The organism is Chryseobacterium sp. JJR-5R (genome assembly GCF_034047335.1).
Taxonomy (GTDB): domain Bacteria; phylum Bacteroidota; class Bacteroidia; order Flavobacteriales; family Weeksellaceae; genus Chryseobacterium.
Genome location: NZ_CP139137.1, coordinates 1,990,024 through 2,010,481 on the forward strand (window position 1 = coordinate 1,990,024; position 20,458 = coordinate 2,010,481).

A 20,458-nucleotide genomic window follows, 5' to 3' on the forward strand; every position below is an offset into this window, starting at 1 on the left:
TGGATTAAATTATTTTATGGCCGGTTATTTTTTAATAAATCTTCCAGCGCTTTTTTTAAATCCGGAAATTCAAACCGGAAGCCTGTTTCAAGGATTTTTCCGGAAGATGCTCTTGAACCTTTGAGTACCGCATCAGACAGTTCACCGAATACCAGTTTTAATACAAAAGCCGGAACATTCGGCATGAATAACGGCTTCTTGAGTATCTCCGCAATTTTTTCCGTAAGCTCTTTATTGGTAGTATGTTCAGGAGCCACGGCATTAAAGGCACCCTCCATTTCAGGATTCTTTAAAGCAAATTTATACATACTGCAGATGTCCTTAATATGGATCCACGGCATATACTGTTTTCCGGTTCCCAGCGGTGAACCTATTCCCATCTTTATGGTCGGAAGCATTTTCTTTAAAGCCCCGTCCTTTTCAGACAGTACAACAGCTGTTCTGAACTTGATCACCCGTTCAGCGATATTATGTTTCTTAAATGCATCGGCTGCTTTCTCCCACTGCACGACAACATCGCTTAAAAAGTCATTTCCCGGGCCGTCTTCTTCAGTAAATATTTTCTCTGTGGTCTCGGTTCCGTAATAGTTGATCCCGGATGCTGAAATAAATGATTTAAGCCTGATTCTTTTTTGTTCCAAAGACTTTAAAAGCAGGCCGGCAGAATCTATACGGCTGGAGATCAGTTCTTTTTTCCTTTCATCAGTCCATCGTTTTTCAGAAATATTAGCTCCTGCCAGATGAATAATATGCGAAATCCCTTCCAGGGCTTTTTCATCAAGGGTTCCTTTGCTGAGATCCCATTCAAAGTCATGGCCATACCTCTTTTTCCGGGTCAGGAAACGGACGGTATAATCATTTTTAAGCTGCTTTGACAGTTCGCGTGCAATCAGCCCGCCGGCTCCGGTAATCAGGATAATTTCCTTCATATCAATTAAATCATTTGGTTTAATATGCGTTTTTACGACTGCTTTTTTACAATCAGTACAAAATCTTCATCCAGAAGTTTATAGCCATAGTCATAGATAAATTTATATTCAGAACCGTTTTTATAAACCTTGAGATTGGTGAAATACTCAAAATCAAAACCCAAGCCATCAAGTTTTGCCTTTGTTACTTTTGTTTTTCCCTCAGTATTTACTTCGGTAAGAAGTCTGTAATTTCTGCGCAATTTGTTGTTGATATTCCGCATCAGGTTGCTGGAGTCTTTGTTCTGCTTATTGTTATAGGCATTCCGGCAGGCATCGTTGCAGAACTTTTTATCTGACCTTCCGATAATTTTTTCGCCGCATTCGAGACAGTTCATCTTTTTATTTTTTCATTTTGTGCATGTGTATGTTTTCTTTTAAGTGGTCTCCTGAATAGGGAATGGACAGGATATCTTCTGGTGGATGTGATATTATTGAAAAAAAGGGCAGCAATCAACAGGATGATACAGCCTGTAAGCACCGGAGAAAGTACATACCCATATCCCAGTTCAGGAATTTTCCCTGTGGAGCTTACTGCAATCAGCGCTGTTGCTCCGCCGGGCGGATGCAGCGTTTTGGTATACTGCATCAGGACAATGGAAAAAGCAACGGCCAGCGGTGCAGAAAGCCAGATAATATCCGGAATTAACTTGTAAACGGTAACACCCACCAATGCCGAAATAATATGTCCGCCCACGAGGTTCCTGGGTTGGGCCAGCGGGCTCTGGATGGCGCCGTAAATCAAAACACTCGAAGCACCGAAAGAACCGATGAGGAAAATATTTTCTGTTACAGATAAGGTATGCGACTGAATAAAAGCAATAATCCCGATTCCGAAGAAGGCTCCCAGAAAAGACCAGAAATGTTCCTTGTAATCTACCAGGGTCTCCCGGTAAATCACATATTTTGAAACCCTCAATGTCCTTTTTATCGTCTTCCTCATATCACCAAAGATACATAATTATCCGCTTGAAAACGGATGAGTTTTACCTGATGAAAAATTATTCGTTTGCAAACGACTACAAACGGATTTAAATAATTTTATACCGACTCAGGTTTGTTTTTTCTTCAACCTTTGTCCCAGAGATTTGAGAAAAAAGTGAATGTCTCTGATCTGAATATTACTATTAACATTAAAAATTAAAGTTATGTCACTAAGAAACAAAGTAACATTAGTAGGTTACACAGGAAAAGAAGTTGAAATGATCAGCTTTGAAAACGGAAATTTAAAAGCAGCTGTATCTTTGGCTACAAGCGATTACTACACTAACGCAAAGGGGGATAAGGTGGAAGAAACACAATGGCACAGCCTCGTTGCTTTCGGGAAAACCGCAGAGATTTTTCAGAAATATGTTACCAAAGGAAAAGAGATTGCAGTGGAAGGCAAGCTGACCTACCGGTCTTATGATGACAAAGACGGTATAAAAAGGTATATCACGGAAATAAAAGTAGATGAAATCCTGCTTCTGGGAGGTAAATAATTTAAAATGCCTAATCATGAAAGTGAAAATATTTAAAATCAGATTACCGGAAGAATTCCTTCACAAGGACCAGAAAGCCCTGGATGCTTTTCTGATAGCCAAAGAAATCATAAAAGTAGAAACTGCTTTTGTGAACGATGAAAATTACTGGTCTGTTGTATTGTATTTTGAAGAGCTGAAAGCTACGCAGGATGTGGTAAAAGATGCAAAAAGCGTCAAATATTCCGCAGACAGTGAGGAACTGAATGATGACGAAGAGAAAATTCTGGATGCCCTGAAGCTTTGGCGCTCCGAAAAGGCCAGGGAAAACAATCTCCCGACCTATTTCATTGCTACGAATAAAGAACTGACTTCGGTTGCCAAATACAAACCGGCCAAGAAAGAGGAACTGCTTGAAATCAAAGGTTTCGGAAAACATAAAATAGAAAATTACGGAGAAGAGATCCTGGAAATATTAGAAAGTACCTGAAGGTAGAAACACAAGTGATGCGAGATGATGGTGATGATGAGAGCTGGAAGATTAATTTCTTTCAGCTTTCTAATATCTTATATCTGTAGTAAAAGTCTTTTCAATTCCTTATTTTTGCAATCTTTATACATATTAACTATCATTTATCAATTATATAATGAAACCAGGTTTAGCAAAAGGCACAAGAGATTTCACCGCATTGGAAGTTTCAAGAAGAAGGTTTATCATCAATACATTACAGAAAAATTTTGAACTTTTCGGGTTTCAGCCTCTGGAAACGCCAAGCTTTGAAAATCTTTCTACCTTAACCGGAAAATATGGCGAAGAAGGGGACCGTCTGATTTTCAAGATTTTAAATTCAGGAGATTATACAGCAAAAACAAATCAGGAAGACTGGGAAAATAAAAGCCATCAGAAGCTCACTTCACAGATTTCAGATAAGGCCCTCCGTTATGATCTTACCGTACCTTTTGCAAGATTCGTGGCCATGAACTACAACCAGCTTACGTTTCCTTTCAAGCGTTACCAGATCCAGCCGGTTTGGAGGGCCGACCGTCCGCAAAAGGGAAGGTTCAGAGAGTTCTATCAGTGTGATGCAGACGTTGTGGGAAGCGAAAGCCTTTTACAGGAAATAGACCTTGTTCAGCTGTATTTAAAATCATTTTCAGATTTAAAAGTACCGGTTACCATCCATATTAACAACCGTAAAATTCTTTCCGGACTGGCAGAATATGCGGGAATTACTGATAAATTAATCGACTTTACTGTTGCTCTTGATAAACTTGATAAAATCGGGAGAGACGGGGTAGTAAAAGAATTACTGGAAAGGGAAATCAGTCAGGAATCAATCGATAAGCTTGATTTCCTGTTTACGCAGTCTGACAATGCACTGGAAAACCTTCAGCTGCTGAAAGAAAAATTTACCGGAAATGAAACTGGCTCAAAAGGTGTTGAGGAATTGGAAACGGTCATTACACAATCTTTACAGCTTGGTGTGGATATTCAGCAGTTGGTTTTTGATATTACACTGGCGAGAGGACTGGACTATTATACCGGAGCTATTTTTGAAGTCAAAGCCAATAATGTACAGATGGGATCCATCGGCGGTGGCGGAAGATACGATAACCTGACGGAAGTTTTCGGTGTAAAAAATATTCCCGGAATCGGTATTTCTTTCGGACTGGACAGGATTTACCTGGTGATGGAAGAGCTGGGGCTTTTCCCTGAAGAAGCGGCTTCTAACATTGAATACCTTTTCGCAAATTTCGGAGGTGATGAATCCCTGGAAGCCTTAAAGTTAATCAGGCAGCTGAGAGAAAAAGGAATTTCTGCAGAGTTGTATCCCGAGAATGCAAAAATTGGAAAGCAATTTACGTATGCAGAAAAGAAAGGCATTAAAAACCTGGTATTTTTAGGTGAGGAAGAAATTAAAAACGGAAACGTAACTTATAAGAATCTTGAAGCCGGGGAACAGAAAACCGTTTCTCTGGAAGAGTTCTTATTCTAAGTTAAAAAAAATCAAAGCATTATTAATTGACAATGCTTTGATTTTTTTAATACTTACTATTATTCCAATGGTCATTAATCCAGTTTCTGATATTCAATTGACTATGAATATTGCCTGGAACTTCATATCTGATCATTTTTTCAAGTTTTGTTGCAGACGGCTTTGTACTTAAATTCCATAAATCACAAAGTTTATTTATGAAATAAAGAATTTCATAACCTTCTTTTCTATTTAATAGCGTACTGTCCGGTTCACCGGTAGCTTTTGGATTGTCAGGACTTATTGCAGTCCATGAATAATCTGTAAAATAAAGATCGCTTTTTGTAATTAATGCCATAGTAAAATTTTATTTAAATGTAAACTCATATAAGTCGGCTTTCTTATGGATTACCGTATTTTAGAAAGATTTATATTTCAGATCTTTGAAGTTTGGTTTGAGCATACCAATGAAATAACTTAAAGATATTTCATTCATTTTTGACCCATTAATCAGATATAATTTTGTATTTTGGAATATTATAAAACTAAAACCGGATGAACAATATTTGCGGATTGTGCGGAACACCTTTAACCTCTATGGATACGCTTTTGGGTGAAAATAAACTGGCAGACGGACATATTTTATGTAACAAATGCCTGAATCAGGCTACTGAAATCAATAAAGATGTTGCCGGTAATCTTAAACAGCTTTTTCTTCCTGAGATCCGGGGAATTATTCTTCAGGGTAAAATAGGGGGATTTGAAAAGCCGGACGCTTCACACGTTGCTGATTTTAAGAATAACGCCGATGCCACCCCGAATTTCGGATTCGGAGAGGCAACAACCAGGCTGGACAGCATTCAGGACCAGATTGTAGCACTTAATGCAAGACTCAGTATTTTTGCCAATGCAGAAGTAAAGGAACTGGTAAATGTCCTCGACGGAGATGAGAAATTAACGGCAATTGCCGAAGGGCTGACGATCCCTGACAAAGTGGAAGGGCTTATTTTCTCTACCCAGAAAAGGGTTGTCTTCATCGATAAGAAATTCTTCGGCAATGTACAGAAGGATGAATATCTCTATCAGCATATTTCCTCTGTGGATCACCTGGAAAGCCTTCTTTATTCAACGCTCAAAATATTAACCAAAGGCGGGTCTGCTGCAGAATTTAAGCTTCATAATAAAAATGATGCAAGAAATTTCTGTAATGCCGTACATGCCTATATCAACGGGCCATCAGGGAAACAGCCTGTCCAACAACAACAACAACAACAACAACAACAAATCCGGGCTTCATCTTTCGATATCTATAACCTGTCCGCTTCAGAATCCGTATTCCCGCAGAACACTCCGAAACCTGTTCAGCAAAGTTCATCAGACGTAAAAAAAGAATCAGCTGAAGTTATTTTTGAGCAGCTGGAAAAGCTTGGAAAATTACGTGAAATCGGAGTTTTGACGGAAGACGAATTTGCAGAACAGAAAAAGAAATTACTGGAAAGGCTTTAAAATAGAATTTCAAAATCGTATTTTACATTAAATATCAAAATTATGAATGATCATTGCGGATTGTGCGGAAATATACTGACATCGATAGATCGCATGCTGGGTGAAAATAAGCTTTCAGACGGCAATGTCCTCTGCAACACCTGTCTGGAGAAAGCCAGTACATTAAATCAGAAATTGCTGTACGACCTTCACCGTTTCAGTATTGATGATGTTAAAAAACTGATGCAAAACGGGACCGTAATAACAGATGCAGATCAGGTTAGCCAATCCCAGTCACATGAAATCATTCATGCTGAAAACCCGTCTGCAGCTTCCTCTGATCAGACAGATCTGATGCCTGATGACAGGGGTTTTTATAAAAGGAGATTGACAGAAATAAGGCACCAGCTGAAACAGGTTAATGCCAACCTTTCTATGTTTACCCGCGGGGAAATCAAAGAGCTGCCGAATATTCTTGCCGCCGACGAACCTGTTTTAGCCATTACAGATGCCCAGTTTTTGAATACGGTAGATGCAGGGATTCTGCTGGTAACTCCTAAAAGAATTGTTTCTGTTTCCAAAGCCATGTTTAAACCGGTAAAAGTTAGTGAGTTTAACAATGAAACCATCAATGAAGTAAGCTTTGTAAAGAATTTTATATCTCCTGTTATTAAAATACACACCAATGAAAAAATTGTCGAATTTGAATGTTTTTATGATAAACAGGACGCAGAAATTTTCTATGGCTTCATTGAGAAAATCTACAATCAAAAAAAGTTTCAGAAACAGCAGGATTCCATAAAAGCCGTTTCTACCGATATTGTTCTTGAACAGCTTGAAAAACTAGCCCGATTAAGAGAAAACGGAATTTTAACGGATGAAGAATTTGCAAAACAGAAGCAGAAACTTTTAGAAAAATTATAGTGTAAAAGATAATATTGCTTATCCTATTGTTCTTTTTGAAATATAAGTCCTGAAAAAATTACTAATTTAACGGTTAGTATGTAAATGGATTGCCTGGCCTGAATATAATCATGACCATTTCAATAAAAAGCCTGTTATAGGAATGTATGAAGGCACCCACGAAGATCAGTCTGCAGATATCCTTCAGGAGTTGCGTGACGCGGAACCATCCTTTGATGTATTGCAACGCCTGATCAATAACGGAAGGGCAATAAATCATAAAGCACTTTAAAGAATTCAACCGGTTCCCCTGGCCGTATTTCCTGCATGCAAAAGAGTTTAAGGAGAAGGGGAAGTGGAGAATTATGAAATTCAAAAACAGCATATCCTTAGTCTATACCATCGGCGCAGAAAAAAAGCCATCACAATAAAATATTGCGATGGCTTTCCTTATATATGAATGTTAAAATAAACTAGTATTTATTTACTTAACTAACAGCTCCCTGTGCTTTATTTACAACATCATCAGCTTTATCCTGAGCCTGTGAAGCTACATCATTCGCTTTGTCCTGAACCTGAGAAGCCACACTATTGGCTTTATCCTGAACTTGAGAAGCTACATTGTTAGCTTTGTCTTTTAAATCACTGCTCCATTTGTTAAGATTATCTTTAGCAGTATTGATTTTATCTTTTACCATTTGCTTATCTTCATCAGAAGAGTTTTTGTATTTCCAGTATGCTAATGCACCAATACCCACTAATGCTAATAAACCTTTTGTTTTATTTCCCATGATTTCTATCTTTTAAATGTTAATATTAAATTTGTTATGGTCAATCATGTAAAATGTGTGCCAAAAAAAACAAACGACTTATAAAATAATGTTAAAGTTAATTAAATACTTCGCAGTTCTCTCCGTCAAAACTTGCGAAAACCATGGTAGGATGGGAATCCTGATGGTAAATATTACCTTTGTTGTCAACGGCAATTGCACCGGCAAAACCATCAATGGTTTTTAATTCATCAAAAGTTTTTATAAATGCATCTTCCAGGGACAGTCCGTCAGTTACCCGTGTTACAATTTTTGCAGCTGTTGCATTGCTTACGATATCTTCCCCGACTCCGGTACAGCTTACCGCACAGGATGAATTGGCATAGTTTCCGGCTACCGTAGCAGAATCTGAAATTCTTCCCGGAAGCTCAAAGCCTTTTCCCCCGGTAGATGTAGCGGCAGCTAATTTTCCGTCTTTGTCAATGGCTACACAGCCTACAGTCCCTTTTCCTCCGTTTTTCAGTTTTTCTTCATATTCTTCCCGTCTTTTCGGGATTTCAGTGGAAAAATTTTCGAAGCCATGCTCGGAAGCATATTTTTTTGCTCCGCTGCCTCCCAGGATACGGTCATCTTCCTGCATCAGTTCCCGGGCGACAAAAACCGGGTTTTTTACATCCTGGATATTAATAACGCCGCTCATTTTCTGGGTCTCACCATTCATTACCGCTGCACTCATCCGGATGATCCCATCGCCTTGGATCTGGGAACCTGTGCCGGCATTGTACAGTTCATTATTTTCCAGTAGTGAAACGGCATAAGCAACCGTGTCCACTGCAGAATTGCTCTGCAGATATTCGAACGCATTCTGCACAATCTCTTTTAAAGAATTCTGTTTGGCAGTTTTCACTTCGTGGCTTTGGTCGCTTTCCGAGAAAAACCCGCCGTGGATGATTATTTTCATAGGTATTAATGGATTGGTAATATTGATGTTAGTAAGAGAACAGATCATGATTCTTGAGATAATCTCTGATTTATTTTCAGGAATTAAAGTCAAAGATCCTGCGGAATCGGGTTATACTGGGAATTTTCAATGGTTAACGTTTTCGTGGTTAAGTCATAATGATCATTCATAGACATTACATGAACCGTTAAGTTATCAATGGAAATGGGTTCGCCCAGGTTGATGTTCGTAAGGTTGGTGTCTTTAATAAACCGCCCGTCCACAAGGATTACCAGTCCGGAACCAACCGCAGTCATCACATCGTTATGGATAAAAAGCCCTGTATCTTCTCCCAGACCGATGCCCAGCGTTCTCGGATTGTTTACAACTGCCTGAAAAAGCCTGCCGATTCTTCCCCGCTGCACAAAGTGGGTATCAATAATAACATTATCGATCAGTCCCAAACCCTGAGTGGTTTTGATTTCCCCTTTCAAAAGCGATTCTGAACTGCTTCCCTGATAAATCATATTTTCGGAAGCCGCCGCGGCACCGGCAGAAGTCCCGGAATAGATAAAATCCTGTTCCTGGTATTTTAATAAGATCGTGTCGTGAAACCGGGTCCCGCCTAAAATAGACGTCAGCCTCAACTGGTCTCCTCCCGTAAACATCACAACATCCGCAGCATTGGCCCGGGCCACAATAGCGTCAGAATTGGCTTCTTCACGGTTGTGGATATCCAGGACATTAACATTCTTGGCACCTAAAAACTCAAATGCCTTCTTATATTCCGAGCCTACAATCTGAGGGATCTGTGAGGCCGTTGTAATAACTTCAATAACAGAATTTTCCTTAAGCTTAGATTCATTAATGATTTTTCGGAGTATTCCCCTTTCAAAGAAATTCAGGTTTTTTTCTATATTCTGATCAAAATCGGTTTCAGCAAAACTGCCTTTGTTGACAGCGCCACCGATAACAATTAATTTTCCAACAGGTTTCATCATAGAGTGCAAAGTTAGAAAATAATTAAGAGGTGAAAAAATCCACAGCAGGTTTAATTCGGTTTTGAGGATTTTAGAATTACTTTAATTTTTAATTTATTTTTTATAAATGTTTAATCATGGTATGGTTTCATTTAGGGTTTTGCATTATCTTTGATTTCTGATGGACTTATCGTTAACTATTAAAAATGCAAATAGACTATGAAAATTGAGAAAATACAGGCATTGCGCGGCCCTAATATATGGAGTATCAGAAGAAAGAAGCTGATACAGATGAGGCTGGATCTCGAAGAGCTGGAAAATTTCCCCACCAATAAGATAGACGGCTTCAGGGAAAGGATTGAAAAACTGATGCCTTCATTATACAGCCACCGATGTTCCGAAGGCTGCGAAGGCGGTTTTTTCCACCGCGTGGAAACAGGAACCTGGATGGGGCATGTTATTGAGCATATTGCATTGGAAATACAGACGCTGGCCGGTATGGAAGTAGGTTTCGGAAGGACGCGTGAAACAAGGACGCCGGGCGTTTACAATGTTGTATTTAATTATATCGAAGAAAATGCAGGAATCTATGCAGCGGAAGAAGCAGTGAAAATTTCAGAAGCTTTAATTAAAGGTGAAGAATATGATTTAAATGCCTGTATCCAAACCTTAAAGGAAATCCGCGAAAAAGTCCGCCTGGGCCCTTCTACAGGAAGTATCGTACAGGAAGCGGTTTCCCGTAAGATACCATGGATCCGTTTAGGTAAAAATTCTCTTGTCCAGCTGGGATACGGTGTAAACCAGCAACGTTTTCAGGCCACAATTACCGGTAAAACAAGCTCTATTGCAGTAGATATTGCATGCAATAAAGAATTAACCAAAAGAATGCTCCATGATGCCGCGATCCCCGTGCCGACAGGCGACCTGATTATGGACGAAGAAGGCCTGGACAGCGTCGTAAGGGCCATAGGCTATCCGGTTGTGATAAAGCCGCTGGACGGGAACCACGGAAAGGGCTCTTCCATCAATGTCAATGACTGGGAAGCGGCAAAAGTGGGCCTTGAACATGCTCAGCAGTTTTCCCAGAAAGTAATTGTTGAAAAATATATTACAGGCTATGACTTCCGGGTACTGGTCATCAACAATAAAATGGTCGCTGCGGCCAGACGAGTGCCTGCCCATGTGGTAGGGGACGGCGAGATGAATATTCAGCAGCTGATTGAAAAAGAAAATAAAGACACCCGAAGAGGTTATGGGCATGAAAATGTTTTAACCGAAATCCAGGTTGATAAAGATACTACGGAGCTTCTTGAAAAGCTTCATTATAACTTGGAAACCATCCCACAGAGAGGGGAAGTGGTATACCTGAAATCAACAGCCAATCTTTCTACAGGCGGAACTTCCATTGACGTAACGGATATGGTGCACCCTGAGAATATTACCATGGCTGAAAGGATTTCAAAAATCATCGGTCTGGATGTATGTGGAATCGATATTATGGCACAAAACCTTACGCAGCCTTTAAAAGAAAGCGGAGGAGCCATTATTGAAGTCAATGCTGCTCCAGGATTCAGAATGCATCTTGCACCGAGCGAAGGATTACCTAGAAACGTAGCTGCACCCGTTGTTGATATGTTGTATCCTCAGGGAAAACCTTTTACCATCCCGATTATCGCTGTGACAGGTACCAACGGGAAAACAACCACTACAAGGCTAATTTCACATATCGTTAAAAGCAACGGCTACAGGGTAGGTTTTACCACGTCGGACGGGATTTATATCCAGAATACCATGCTTACCAGAGGCGATACTACAGGCCCGATGTCTGCTGAATTCATTCTGAAGGACCCTACGGTGGAATTTGCCGTTCTGGAAACAGCCAGAGGCGGAATCTTACGCTCCGGGCTCGGTTTTTCGCAATGTGATATCGGTGTTTTAACAAACATTGAAGAAGATCACCTCGGATTGAATGACATCCACAACCTGAAAGACCTGACACGGGTGAAAAGAGTGGTTCTCGACAGTGTAAAGAAAAACGGCTGGAGCATCCTGAATGCGGACAATGAATATTCCATGAAAATTGTAAATGACCTGGACAGCCAGGTAGCTATTTTCAGCATGGATGAAAATAATCCCTACATCCAGAAGTTTGCAAAAGAAGGCAAAATTACCTGTGTATATGAGGAAGGTTTTGTAACGATCAAAAAAGGAGACTGGAAGATCAGGATCGGGAAGGCCAAAGATTTCCCGATTACAATGGAGGGGAAAGCTAAATTTATGATAGAAAATGTGCTGGCCGCAAGTTTATCCTGCTACCTCTACGGCTTCGGAATTGAAGATATTTCGAATTCCCTGCGTACTTTTATTCCAAGCGCACAGCTGACCCCGGGAAGGCTGAATGTTTTTAAATTCAAGAATTTTAAAGTACTGATCGATTTTGCACATAACCCTTCAGGCTACAAGGCCATTGAAGATTACCTTAAAAATGTTGAGTCCACAAAGAAAATAGGGATTATTTCCGGAGTGGGAGACCGTCGCGACGGTGACATCAAAGAATGCGGGAAAATTGCCGGCAGGATGTTTGACCATATTATCATCAGAAACGAAAAGCATCTTCGCGGAAGAACGGAAGATGAAATTAACGGACTGATTATTGAGGGAATGCAGTCTTCAGGAAGAAACGTCAGCTATGAAACTATTCCCAAAGAAATCGATGCTCTGAAGCATGCGATGGGAATGGCAGAAGAAGGGACTTTCATTACAGCCCTGAGCGATGTGATTTCAAATGCGATCGAGCTTGTACAGGAGTACCAGACAAAGGAATTGCTGGAAGAAGACAAGGCGTAAGCCGTAATCTGTAATATAAACAATAAGATAAAAAAATATAAAATCCTTTCAGCATTTAAACGCTGAAAGGATTTTTATTGTTGAATAAATCAATCAGGGACTATTCCTCTGCAAAAAATGCATTGGAACTGCCGATCCAGATGGCATCTTTTTTATTGAAATCCACATTCACCATATCGGCTTTCGTCATTCTCCCGAGATTTTGCAGTAAAATAGGACGTTCATCTTGCTCCCTCCAGATGTAAAGCAGGCGGATTTCCGCTTTTGAAAATGATCCGTTAATATCTTCAAAAACAGGTTCATAGGTTACTTTCCTCTGTAGAATATAATTTTGCTGATCTTCAATAGCATCGGTAATTTCTTTGGTCGGATGTAAATTGACTCCGCTTCCGGCAAATGAGAACAGCGGTTTAAGGACAAAATCTTCAAGGTTTTCACCGTCCGGGAATTCATGAAGGAAATAACTTTTCGGCACAAACTGATGTTTTAAAAACGGCAGTAAAAATTTAGAGATTTTAAAGAACCAGTTTGGATGGGTCACCCAGGTTATGTCTACTTCTTCACGGAAATCAAACTCGGTTTTAAGATCAGGGATCCGGTCTAGTTCATCAAAAATCACACGGTTGTAAATTCGTTTGATCTCAGTTAATTTACCGTCATTTTCATAAAACAGCTTTCTGCCTTCTTTTTTTATCCGGGTAAGGCAGACGGTTTTTATTCCCAGCAGTTTCTCAGTTAAGAGGAAGTCGATGACTGTTTTCTGCTTTTCAGGATAAATTTCCAAGAGAATCACATGCTCGGACTTTTCTTCTCCGATAATCAGTTCCTTGATATAATTTCTGAACTGTTCGTGGGGCATCTCATTGCGGATCTCCGACAGAAAGGGGTACACGTCACAGAATGTATCTTCAAAAATTTCCTGGAAGGCATATAATGAAGGGAACGCCTGCAGCTCAATCAACTGGGGCTCGATGTCTCCGTTTTCATTTCTGCAGATCCCGAAATCAATCGTAAAAAAATGAGGCTGATCCGTATCATCCGGTACCCGGCAGTTATCAGGGACTGCTCTCTGCAACGTTTCTTTAGGCAGGGATCTGATCTGGTCAATAATACTGTCGCTGGCATCCAGTAATTTTGATTTGAATTCTTTGGTCAGGAACATCGGGCTTTCGGAAATCCTGAAGGCCGGTTCCAGACCGCTTTTCTGCTTGAGGATTGCTTTTACCTGATCATATTTTTCCTGTGAGAATTCCTGGTTGAACTGCTTTCTGTATTTCGGGATCATACTTTTCTTTGTGATTTTAATTTTAAAATGCTTTTAAACCATCGTTCCAGCTTGTTTCAGGATATTTTCTTTTGCAAACTGTAGAAATCCAGGAATAATCTGAGCCTGGGTTAAAAGGATCTTGTCAGGATCATCGATCCGATCAACGGTTTCAAGGTATTTTTCCATACCGAAGCTGTCAATCATCGCCTGTTTGTTTTTTTCATCTTTCAGGTTTTCGATCATTCCCGCAGGGTTGGCTTCAGGATGAAACTGGGTGCCGAAAATCTCTTCTGAAAAACGGATGGCCATTACGGCCCTTTCAAGATGAATATGCGGACGGAATTTTTCGATGCCGACGATTTTCATTCCCAGCGCTTCAATACGCAAATGGTCAGGTTCAATAAACTGGTAGGCTCTTGAATCCACAGCATAAAAAGGGTCCGGAAGGTTTCCGAATAAAAATTCCTGCCTGCCGTCTTCGGTTTTATGAACCGGCATTACGCCGAATGAATATGACTTTCTTTTGCGGATATTCCCCAGTTTCCAGTGGATGCTGGCCAACTGGAAGGAGTGGCAGATCAGAAAGAGATATTTTTTGGATGCATGGGAAGCATTGTGTTCAAAAATCTGATCCAGAAAATCAGAAAACCGGTCTTCCCATTCCAGGCCTTCCCTGTGAGGGTCTCCCGGGCCTCCTGAAGATATGAATATATCAAAATCATGAATATCAGGGATCTCATTTTTAAAACGCACATCAAAGGTACTGACTGTCACGTTTTCACTGCAGTTTTCCTTAAATGCTTCTGAAATCTCTGTTATGTTTTTAAAGCCCTGATTGACACGGTTGTTGTTCATGTCCAGCAAAGCCATTCGAATATCCTTCATACCAAACCTTATATTTTTACAAAATTAATCAAAATGTTACCATGCATTTTCGTTATGTGTTATGCCGTACTCTGTTTCTGAAATCATGTAATCCACTACTTTCGTCAGTTCTCCTGTTTCCTTCAAAACCCTGAGCTGACGGTCTGCACCGGTACCGTGTTCCAGGATTTTCCAGGCATATTCCACTTCTTCCCTGCATCCAAGGTCATCTACCACATCATCGATAAACTCAAGCAGTTCTTTCAGCAGATCCGGATAAGGCACAGATTCTTCCTTGCCGAAATCAATGAGATGGGCTTCAATTCCGCTTTTCGAAGCCCTCCATTTATTTTCATTCAGCAGTAACCTGCGGTAGCTCCTGAAGCTTAAGTTCTGTTGGTGAAGCTTATAAATCTTGGCTACCAGGCTCTGCATAATGGCAGCCATGCAGACGGTTTCATCAATCCTCAGCGGCATATCACAGATTCTGAACTCAATGGTAGGGTAGAACGGGTGAACCCTCAGATCCCACCAGATTTTCTTGGCATTATCAATGGTTCCCGTTTTTACCAAAAGGTCTACATAACTGTCAAATTCAGCCAGGGAGTTGAAGAAGCTCGGGATCCCTGTTCTCGGGAACTTTACGAAAATTTCCTGTCGGTAGGATTTGAAGCCTGTATTTCTTCCGATCCAGAAAGGGGAATTCGTGGATAATGCATAGACATGCGGAAGAAAATAACGCATGACATTCTGAATTCTTACCCCTTCTTCACGGTTGGGGATCCCGATGTGGACATGAAGCCCGAAAATAAGGTTTCCGCGGGCCACATCGCCCATGTCGTCTACAATTTTGTTGTAGCGTTCCCCGTTGGTAATCGTATTATGCTCCCAGTTTGAAAAAGGATGCGTCCCGCCGCCGGAAACCCGGAGGCCCTGTTCATGGGCCGTCCTGATCAGGTGTCTTCGCAGGTTGGTCAGTTCCGTTTTGGCCTCCTGAATATTCTGGCAGATGCCCGTTTCCATTTCAATCATGGACTCATGCATCTCATGTTTCAGGTTTTCACTTAAAACGGCTTTCCCGCCTTCAATGATCTTTGAAACATGAGATACCAGATCCCTGCTTTCAACATCAATAATTTGATATTCTTCTTCAATTCCGATCGTAAACTGATGCATGGTTTGTGCTTTTAATTGTATGTTCTTATTGTACAGAATCCTTCACAAAAGTTCCCCAGGAAATATTCGGTTTTCCGGGAACATATTCTTTCGCTTTTTCAACAGCCAGTTTCGCAGCATGTTCTACAATCCATGCGAAATTCTCTTCACCTACTGCATTTCTGTCGGCATCCGGAGCCGGGTTACAGAAGTCGATGGCATACGGAATCCCGTCTTTTACCGCAAATTCAACGGTATTGAAATCATAGCCAAGCGCCTCATTCATTTTAACAGTGTAATCATGGATGGTTTTCAACAGCTTTTCCCGTTTCTTACCTTTTGTCTTATGCGTGGTTGCATATCGTAAATGCGGTTCATTTCTCGGTTCGTAAGGCATGATGTGTACATATTTTTTGCCTAAGCAGTACACCCGGTAATAATCCTCAAAAATGATTTCTTCCTGCACCATCATAACGAGCTGCTCTGTCTCACCTAATTTATTCCACAGGTCTTCCGGGCTTTCCACACGGTAGACATTTCTCCAGCCGCCGCCGTCATGGGGCTTCATATAAGCCGGGAACCCTACATAATCGAAAATATAATCCCAGTCGTGAGGGAACTTCAGGTTTCTGAAAGAGGTTTCCGAAGTATTGGTCGGCCTTTCATGTGAAGGCAGCAATACCGTTTTCGGAAGCGGGATTCCGAGCTTGGACATTAAAGCATTGTTGAAAAATTTTTCATCTGCGCTCCACCAGAACGGATTATTGATGACATAGGTCCCGTTCAATGCTGCATTTTTAAGATAAGCCCTGTAAAAAGGGACATCCTGGGAAATCCTGTCGATAATGACTGCATACCCGTAATCTTCTCCCTGTTCCAGCTTATCAATAGTTACCGGTTCGGCAATGATTTCTCCGCCTCCCAGTTCATTTACTTTATCGATAAAAGCCCAGGGAAACGTATCTTCCATACCGAATAGAATTCCAACCTTTTTTGCCATAACTGAATGTTTTTTAATATTTTATGTTTGATTATAATTTTTTACGAAAAGAATGTTCCGATGAAAGTAGGGAAAACCATGCGCCACAACGGCCAGTCGTGGTTGATCCATCTTCTTTCGTCATACCAGAAATCAATTCCTCTTGCCGTTAAGACTTCTGCCATTTCGATATTTTTGTCTTTACAGATATCCTGGTCTGAAGTGCTTAATACAATATGCATATGCCTGTATTTCCAGGCCTCGTCATTTTTCACAAATTCTTTCGGGCAGTTGAAGTAAACCAGGTCATCAGAATACCCGTCCATGAAATTCCGGATGCTGAAAGCTCCTGAAAGGCAGAATAAATGCGAAACGACATCCGGAAATCTGAAGGCGAAATTGGCAGCATGATACCCGCCGAAACTTGCACCTGCCACGGCGACCCGGTGCGTCTTGTGGAGCTTTTGTATGTAAGGGATGAATTCCCTGATCAGAAACTGTACATATTTTTCATAATTACGGATTCTCTGCTGCGGAGAAATGTTTTCATCGTAAAAGCTCCAGCTATCGATGGTCTGGATGTTATACAGCTTCACTTTTCCCTGTTCTACAAACCAGTTGATACTTCCGTTGAGATGGAAATCATGGTTCTGTGTATATTGCCCCTGAGAAGTGGGGAACATAATGATTGGATGACCGTAATGTCCCGTTACCTCAACTTTAAGGCTGGTTCCTAAAATGTTTGAATAATAATCCGTATGTTCTATCTGCGGCATTTTTTTTTATTTTGAATGATACTTTTGAAATTATATGAATTTAATAAATTCAATTCCTCCTGGTTAGCCGTTTTTAACAATATCTAATACAATCGTTTTAGGTCTTGGATGTTCTAAAACAATATTTTCTTTAAATTGCCATTCTGAACCAGGCTGATTTGCATTTGTGGAATCAACAAATTTGTAATAAGCTTTGCTTTCCTACTTTTCAGATTTAATTGGTTCTAATTTACTTATTAAATCCGATTCTTCAGGTAGCTTAAATTTTATAAAATCAATAATTTCCTTAATATTAATGTCTCTGTTCATTGAAATTATGAACTGGGTTTGCTTTTCGGAGGAAGGATGCTGAGCATTTCCGAATGGATCTTTTCCGCAGCTTTATCCAGGCGTTCTTGAATGATCTGAGCGCTTTTTGATTTGTATACGATTCCTGCGTGATGTTCGATCGGCAGGAATTTTACGGCCTCCTTGCATTCAAACTGACGGTAATCTGCCTCTTTATCTTTGATCAGAGCGATGATTAATCCTGAGTAATAAGCGGTGGATTTCGGGATTTTATATTTTTTTTCCCTGAGTAAAGCATTTTCTATTTTTGCCCATTCCCGCCAGATGTTAATATTGCTTGAGGCTTCCACCAGATCAGGAATATGCGCGCCTCCGACTCTTGAAGAAGTCTCCAGGAAGTAATAAGTGCCGTCTTCTTTGCTGCGGATGAACTCTGTATGTGTGGCCCCGTTCATCAGTCCGAAACTGGAAAGTACTTTGGTGTTGGCTTCTTTAAGCGCTTTGTATTCACCGGATGATTTTCCCAGCGTTTTTGTCCTGAATACGCCGCCTTCATGCGAAACTTCCATAGGCGGGGCGAGATATTTTGAAGCGGATGTAAAAACAATTTCTTTATTAAAAGTAAGGCTGTCTACATGGTACACATCCCCGGGCTTAAAGCTTTCCAGCAAAAACAGATGCCTGTCTTCTCCCAGATGTCTCAGGGCATCCCAGAGGTCTTCCTTGGAGTTCAGTTTTTTAATTCCTGAAGCGGATGCTTCCGAACGCGGTTTCAGTACCCATGGAGCAGGAACTGTATCTGCAAAATCGTTTACCTCATCATTATTGAAAACTGCCGTAAACTCAGGGACATTGATTCCCGAATCTTTTGCTTTCTGCCTCATTGCCAGTTTATCCCGGAAATAACGGTGCGTGGTCTGTCCCATTCCCGGGATCCGGAAAGTTTCCCTGATGAGGGCCGCTTTTTCCACATCGTAATCGTCAAGTGCAATTACCGCATCCACTTTTCTGGTCTGCATCAGGTGGGAAAAGCCTTGTACAAGGTGATCCAGGTTCCACACGGAAGGTTTTATTTCAGGCATGTAGAAAATTTCATCAATAGCATGCCATGGCCAGTTTTTATCTTTAAGGTTTTCTGAAGTTATTAAGATAACGGTATTACCGAGTTTATTCATTTCATCCATGAAGTCATAACCCTTGTAATAGCACGAAATACATACTATCGTTTTTTTCTCCATATAATGTTTATTAGCTTTTGGTGAATTTTCAAAAATAAAAGTGTTTTTTAATTAAACACTTACCATTGAAATGCAAAATACAATAGGTATTTGAGAATTCCTCTATCAAGTATACAGAGATTTTTTTTAATAAACTAATTTTTAGTGATAATTTTCGATTAAATCTGCCAGTAACTGGACTCCGAATCCGGTTGCCGCTTTCTCTTTTGCATATCCTACAGTACCGAATGCAACACCTGCAATATCGAGATGTGCCCATCTGGGATGGTCTTCTGTAAACTGCTCAAGAAATTTTGCCGCTACAATACAGTCTCCGATCGGTTTCATGGAAATATTTTTAAGATCGGCAACATCAGACTGGATGTCATCTTTCCAGATGTTCCAAAGCGGCAGGTTCCACAGCCTCTGGTTGGTTTTGTCGCCGGTTCTGATCAGGAGGTCCTTCAGTTCGTCACTGTTGGAAAACAGTGCCCCGCAGGTATCCCCGAACATTCTTACTGAACTCCCGGTAAGCGTGGCAAGGTCAATCAGGAAGTCTGTCTTATAGTTTTTTACCAGGTAGGAGAGTGCATCTGCCAGAACCATCCTGCCTTCTGCATCGGTGTTCAGAACTTCAATCGTTTTGCCGTTATAGGCGGTAACGACATCACTCGGAAGGAAGGCTTTTTCAGAAACGGCATTGTCTGTTATGGGCAGAACAGCAATGATATTTACCGGCAGCTGCATTTCCGCGGCATAAATAAGTGTTCCTAAAACCGCTGTTGCCCCGCCCATATCGGATTTCATGTAATGCATGTTATCCGGATTTTTTAAAGAAACCCCGCCGGTATCAAACAAAACACATTTCCCGACAAGACCGAAAGTGGTGGCATTTTTAACGGTTGTCCTGTATTCCAGAATGGTGAACGCAGCATCGTAAGCACTTCCCTGGTTAACGGCGAGATAAGCACCCAGGCCCAGTTCCTCGCATTTTCTCCTGTTAAAAATCGTATATTTTAAATCGTGCTTTTTTGCAAAATTTTTAAGGTAGGCACTCAGGATATCAGGTTTCTTAAAGTTGGCAGGTTTGTTCAGCCATTCCTGGCAGGCCGTCTGCCCGTTGCTTAAAGCTTCGGTTTTCCGGCTGATATGATCTAATTTTTTCTGACTCAGATTTTCAAAATGAAGCTCAAATTTTGCATTCCAGAATGCATGGTCTTTTTCGAATGGATAATGGTAAGTTCCGTTCAGCAGGCCTTTAACGAGTTCCTCAAACTGCTTTTCGTTCATGAAATCTGCTACCACAAGGGTAGGTACTTCCTGCAGGTTTTTTTTCTGAGCTTGCGAAAACTTAACAGCCACCTGCTGGATTTCAAAATTCTGAAGCGTAGATGTCCCGATACCGATGAAATAGGCAATGCCTTCTTCATGGGTATGGATGAAAACTTCATTTTTCCTGCCGGTGAAGAACGTGGAAATATTTTTATTGAAATTTTTCCCGGTCTTTATCCATTCTTCTTCAGTAAATATATGGAAGATCTGAGTATAGGATTTATTTTTTTTATTGATGAGTTTCATGCCTG

At 40.7% G+C, this 20,458-nt stretch carries 20 protein-coding genes; 6 read left to right on the forward strand and 14 right to left on the reverse strand.

The features are described 5' to 3' along the window. Positions 1–14: 14 nt before the first annotated feature. The 3 genes from SD427_RS08955 to SD427_RS08965 are packed head-to-tail and all read right to left on the reverse strand — an operon-like array spanning position 15 to position 1,911. Positions 15–929 (reverse strand): TIGR01777 family oxidoreductase, encoded by a 915-nt coding sequence (locus SD427_RS08955; protein WP_320560932.1) that lies wholly within the window; start codon positions 927–929, stop codon positions 15–17. A 32-nt stretch (positions 930–961) separates the two neighbouring features. Next, on the reverse strand, positions 962–1,306 hold the full coding sequence (locus SD427_RS08960; protein ID WP_320560933.1) for a hypothetical protein: 345 nt from the start codon (positions 1,304–1,306) through the stop codon (positions 962–964). Continuing rightward, positions 1,303–1,911 (reverse strand): HPP family protein, encoded by a 609-nt coding sequence (locus SD427_RS08965; protein ID WP_320560934.1) that lies wholly within the window; start codon positions 1,909–1,911, stop codon positions 1,303–1,305. The genes SD427_RS08960 and SD427_RS08965 overlap by 4 nt, the downstream gene beginning before the upstream one ends. Positions 1,912–2,116: 205 nt before the next feature. Here SD427_RS08965 and SD427_RS08970 point away from each other — a divergent pair, with 205 nt between their 5' ends. The 3 genes from SD427_RS08970 to hisS all read left to right on the forward strand — a co-directional run bounded on the left by SD427_RS08970 (position 2,117) and on the right by hisS (position 4,425). Continuing rightward, a complete protein-coding gene (locus tag SD427_RS08970) occupies positions 2,117–2,449 on the forward strand; it encodes a single-stranded DNA-binding protein (RefSeq protein WP_320560935.1) in 333 nt (110 codons plus the stop codon). Between the two features lie 16 nt (positions 2,450–2,465). Further along, positions 2,466–2,918, forward strand: coding sequence for an HRDC domain-containing protein (locus tag SD427_RS08975; RefSeq protein ID WP_320560936.1), 453 nt, complete (start codon positions 2,466–2,468; stop codon positions 2,916–2,918). A gap of 157 nt (positions 2,919–3,075) precedes the next feature. Further along, a complete protein-coding gene (gene hisS / locus SD427_RS08980; protein WP_320560937.1) occupies positions 3,076–4,425 on the forward strand; it encodes a histidine--tRNA ligase in 1,350 nt (449 codons plus the stop codon). A gap of 46 nt (positions 4,426–4,471) precedes the next feature. Here hisS and SD427_RS08985 read toward each other — a convergent pair whose 3' ends face one another. Beyond that, entirely contained in the window at positions 4,472–4,762 is a 291-nt protein-coding gene (locus SD427_RS08985) for a hypothetical protein (RefSeq protein WP_320560938.1), read from the reverse strand. A 197-nt stretch (positions 4,763–4,959) separates the two neighbouring features. Here SD427_RS08985 and SD427_RS08990 point away from each other — a divergent pair, with 197 nt between their 5' ends. After that, on the forward strand, positions 4,960–5,910 hold the full coding sequence (locus tag SD427_RS08990; protein ID WP_320560939.1) for a PH domain-containing protein: 951 nt from the start codon (positions 4,960–4,962) through the stop codon (positions 5,908–5,910). A gap of 42 nt (positions 5,911–5,952) precedes the next feature. Beyond that, a complete protein-coding gene (locus SD427_RS08995) occupies positions 5,953–6,813 on the forward strand; it encodes a PH domain-containing protein (RefSeq protein ID WP_320560940.1) in 861 nt (286 codons plus the stop codon). A 467-nt stretch (positions 6,814–7,280) separates the two neighbouring features. Here SD427_RS08995 and SD427_RS09000 read toward each other — a convergent pair whose 3' ends face one another. The 3 genes from SD427_RS09000 to SD427_RS09010 all read right to left on the reverse strand — a co-directional run bounded on the left by SD427_RS09000 (position 7,281) and on the right by SD427_RS09010 (position 9,500). Next, the gene (locus tag SD427_RS09000; protein WP_320560941.1) at positions 7,281–7,583 is read right to left on the reverse strand and encodes a YtxH domain-containing protein; all 303 of its coding nucleotides are present in this window, start codon (positions 7,581–7,583) and stop codon (positions 7,281–7,283) included. 97 nt (positions 7,584–7,680) lie between these two features. Next, positions 7,681–8,523 (reverse strand): isoaspartyl peptidase/L-asparaginase, encoded by an 843-nt coding sequence (locus tag SD427_RS09005; RefSeq protein WP_320560942.1) that lies wholly within the window; start codon positions 8,521–8,523, stop codon positions 7,681–7,683. 89 nt (positions 8,524–8,612) lie between these two features. After that, a complete protein-coding gene (locus SD427_RS09010; protein WP_320561037.1) occupies positions 8,613–9,500 on the reverse strand; it encodes a cyanophycinase in 888 nt (295 codons plus the stop codon). A 201-nt stretch (positions 9,501–9,701) separates the two neighbouring features. On the opposite strand from SD427_RS09010, the gene cphA reads away from it, so the two are divergent. Further along, positions 9,702–12,329, forward strand: a complete 2,628-nt coding sequence (cphA, locus tag SD427_RS09015) for a cyanophycin synthetase (RefSeq protein WP_320560943.1) — start codon at positions 9,702–9,704, stop codon at positions 12,327–12,329. A 100-nt stretch (positions 12,330–12,429) separates the two neighbouring features. Here cphA and SD427_RS09020 read toward each other — a convergent pair whose 3' ends face one another. The 7 genes from SD427_RS09020 to SD427_RS09050 form a co-directional block, all read right to left on the reverse strand. Further along, positions 12,430–13,614: a hypothetical protein gene (locus SD427_RS09020; RefSeq protein WP_320560944.1), complete on the reverse strand. Its 1,185-nt coding sequence runs from the start codon at positions 13,612–13,614 to the stop codon at positions 12,430–12,432. Between the two features lie 33 nt (positions 13,615–13,647). Beyond that, a complete protein-coding gene (locus SD427_RS09025) occupies positions 13,648–14,481 on the reverse strand; it encodes a glutamine amidotransferase-related protein (RefSeq protein WP_320560945.1) in 834 nt (277 codons plus the stop codon). 36 nt (positions 14,482–14,517) lie between these two features. Next, positions 14,518–15,636, reverse strand: coding sequence for a carboxylate-amine ligase (locus SD427_RS09030; RefSeq protein ID WP_320560946.1), 1,119 nt, complete (start codon positions 15,634–15,636; stop codon positions 14,518–14,520). Positions 15,637–15,661: 25 nt separating this feature from the next. Further along, positions 15,662–16,615 (reverse strand): hypothetical protein, encoded by a 954-nt coding sequence (locus tag SD427_RS09035; RefSeq protein WP_320560947.1) that lies wholly within the window; start codon positions 16,613–16,615, stop codon positions 15,662–15,664. Positions 16,616–16,656: 41 nt separating this feature from the next. Further along, positions 16,657–17,370 carry an alpha/beta hydrolase-fold protein gene (locus tag SD427_RS09040; protein ID WP_320560948.1) on the reverse strand — a complete coding sequence of 238 codons (714 nt, stop codon included), beginning with the start codon at positions 17,368–17,370 and terminating at the stop codon, positions 16,657–16,659. 314 nt (positions 17,371–17,684) lie between these two features. Next, a complete protein-coding gene (locus SD427_RS09045) occupies positions 17,685–18,896 on the reverse strand; it encodes an ATPase (RefSeq protein WP_320560949.1) in 1,212 nt (403 codons plus the stop codon). Between the two features lie 141 nt (positions 18,897–19,037). Beyond that, entirely contained in the window at positions 19,038–20,453 is a 1,416-nt protein-coding gene (locus SD427_RS09050; RefSeq protein WP_320560950.1) for a leucyl aminopeptidase family protein, read from the reverse strand. Positions 20,454–20,458 lie beyond the last annotated feature (5 nt).

Excerpts from the sequence above, each read along its gene's own strand:
- SD427_RS09005 (WP_320560942.1), bottom strand. The coding sequence starts at position 8,523 with ATGAAAATAATCATCCACGGCGGGTTTTTCTCGGAAAGCGACCAAAGC.
- cphA (WP_320560943.1), top strand. The coding sequence starts at position 9,702 with ATGAAAATTGAGAAAATACAGGCATTGCGCGGCCCTAATATATGGAGT.
- SD427_RS08970 (WP_320560935.1), top strand. The coding sequence starts at position 2,117 with ATGTCACTAAGAAACAAAGTAACATTAGTAGGTTACACAGGAAAAGAA.
- SD427_RS09000 (WP_320560941.1), bottom strand. The coding sequence starts at position 7,583 with ATGGGAAATAAAACAAAAGGTTTATTAGCATTAGTGGGTATTGGTGCA.
- SD427_RS08965 (WP_320560934.1), bottom strand. The coding sequence starts at position 1,911 with ATGAGGAAGACGATAAAAAGGACATTGAGGGTTTCAAAATATGTGATT.
- SD427_RS09025 (WP_320560945.1), bottom strand. The coding sequence starts at position 14,481 with ATGAAGGATATTCGAATGGCTTTGCTGGACATGAACAACAACCGTGTC.
- SD427_RS09030 (WP_320560946.1), bottom strand. The coding sequence starts at position 15,636 with ATGCATCAGTTTACGATCGGAATTGAAGAAGAATATCAAATTATTGAT.
- SD427_RS08995 (WP_320560940.1), top strand. The coding sequence starts at position 5,953 with ATGAATGATCATTGCGGATTGTGCGGAAATATACTGACATCGATAGAT.
- SD427_RS08990 (WP_320560939.1), top strand. The coding sequence starts at position 4,960 with ATGAACAATATTTGCGGATTGTGCGGAACACCTTTAACCTCTATGGAT.
- SD427_RS08955 (WP_320560932.1), bottom strand. The coding sequence starts at position 929 with ATGAAGGAAATTATCCTGATTACCGGAGCCGGCGGGCTGATTGCACGC.
- hisS (WP_320560937.1), top strand. The coding sequence starts at position 3,076 with ATGAAACCAGGTTTAGCAAAAGGCACAAGAGATTTCACCGCATTGGAA.
- SD427_RS08985 (WP_320560938.1), bottom strand. The coding sequence starts at position 4,762 with ATGGCATTAATTACAAAAAGCGATCTTTATTTTACAGATTATTCATGG.
- SD427_RS09045 (WP_320560949.1), bottom strand. The coding sequence starts at position 18,896 with ATGGAGAAAAAAACGATAGTATGTATTTCGTGCTATTACAAGGGTTAT.
- SD427_RS09040 (WP_320560948.1), bottom strand. The coding sequence starts at position 17,370 with ATGCCGCAGATAGAACATACGGATTATTATTCAAACATTTTAGGAACC.
- SD427_RS09035 (WP_320560947.1), bottom strand. The coding sequence starts at position 16,615 with ATGGCAAAAAAGGTTGGAATTCTATTCGGTATGGAAGATACGTTTCCC.
- SD427_RS08975 (WP_320560936.1), top strand. The coding sequence starts at position 2,466 with ATGAAAGTGAAAATATTTAAAATCAGATTACCGGAAGAATTCCTTCAC.
- SD427_RS09010 (WP_320561037.1), bottom strand. The coding sequence starts at position 9,500 with ATGAAACCTGTTGGAAAATTAATTGTTATCGGTGGCGCTGTCAACAAA.
- SD427_RS08960 (WP_320560933.1), bottom strand. The coding sequence starts at position 1,306 with ATGAACTGTCTCGAATGCGGCGAAAAAATTATCGGAAGGTCAGATAAA.
- SD427_RS09020 (WP_320560944.1), bottom strand. The coding sequence starts at position 13,614 with ATGATCCCGAAATACAGAAAGCAGTTCAACCAGGAATTCTCACAGGAA.
- SD427_RS09050 (WP_320560950.1), bottom strand. The coding sequence starts at position 20,453 with ATGAAACTCATCAATAAAAAAAATAAATCCTATACTCAGATCTTCCAT.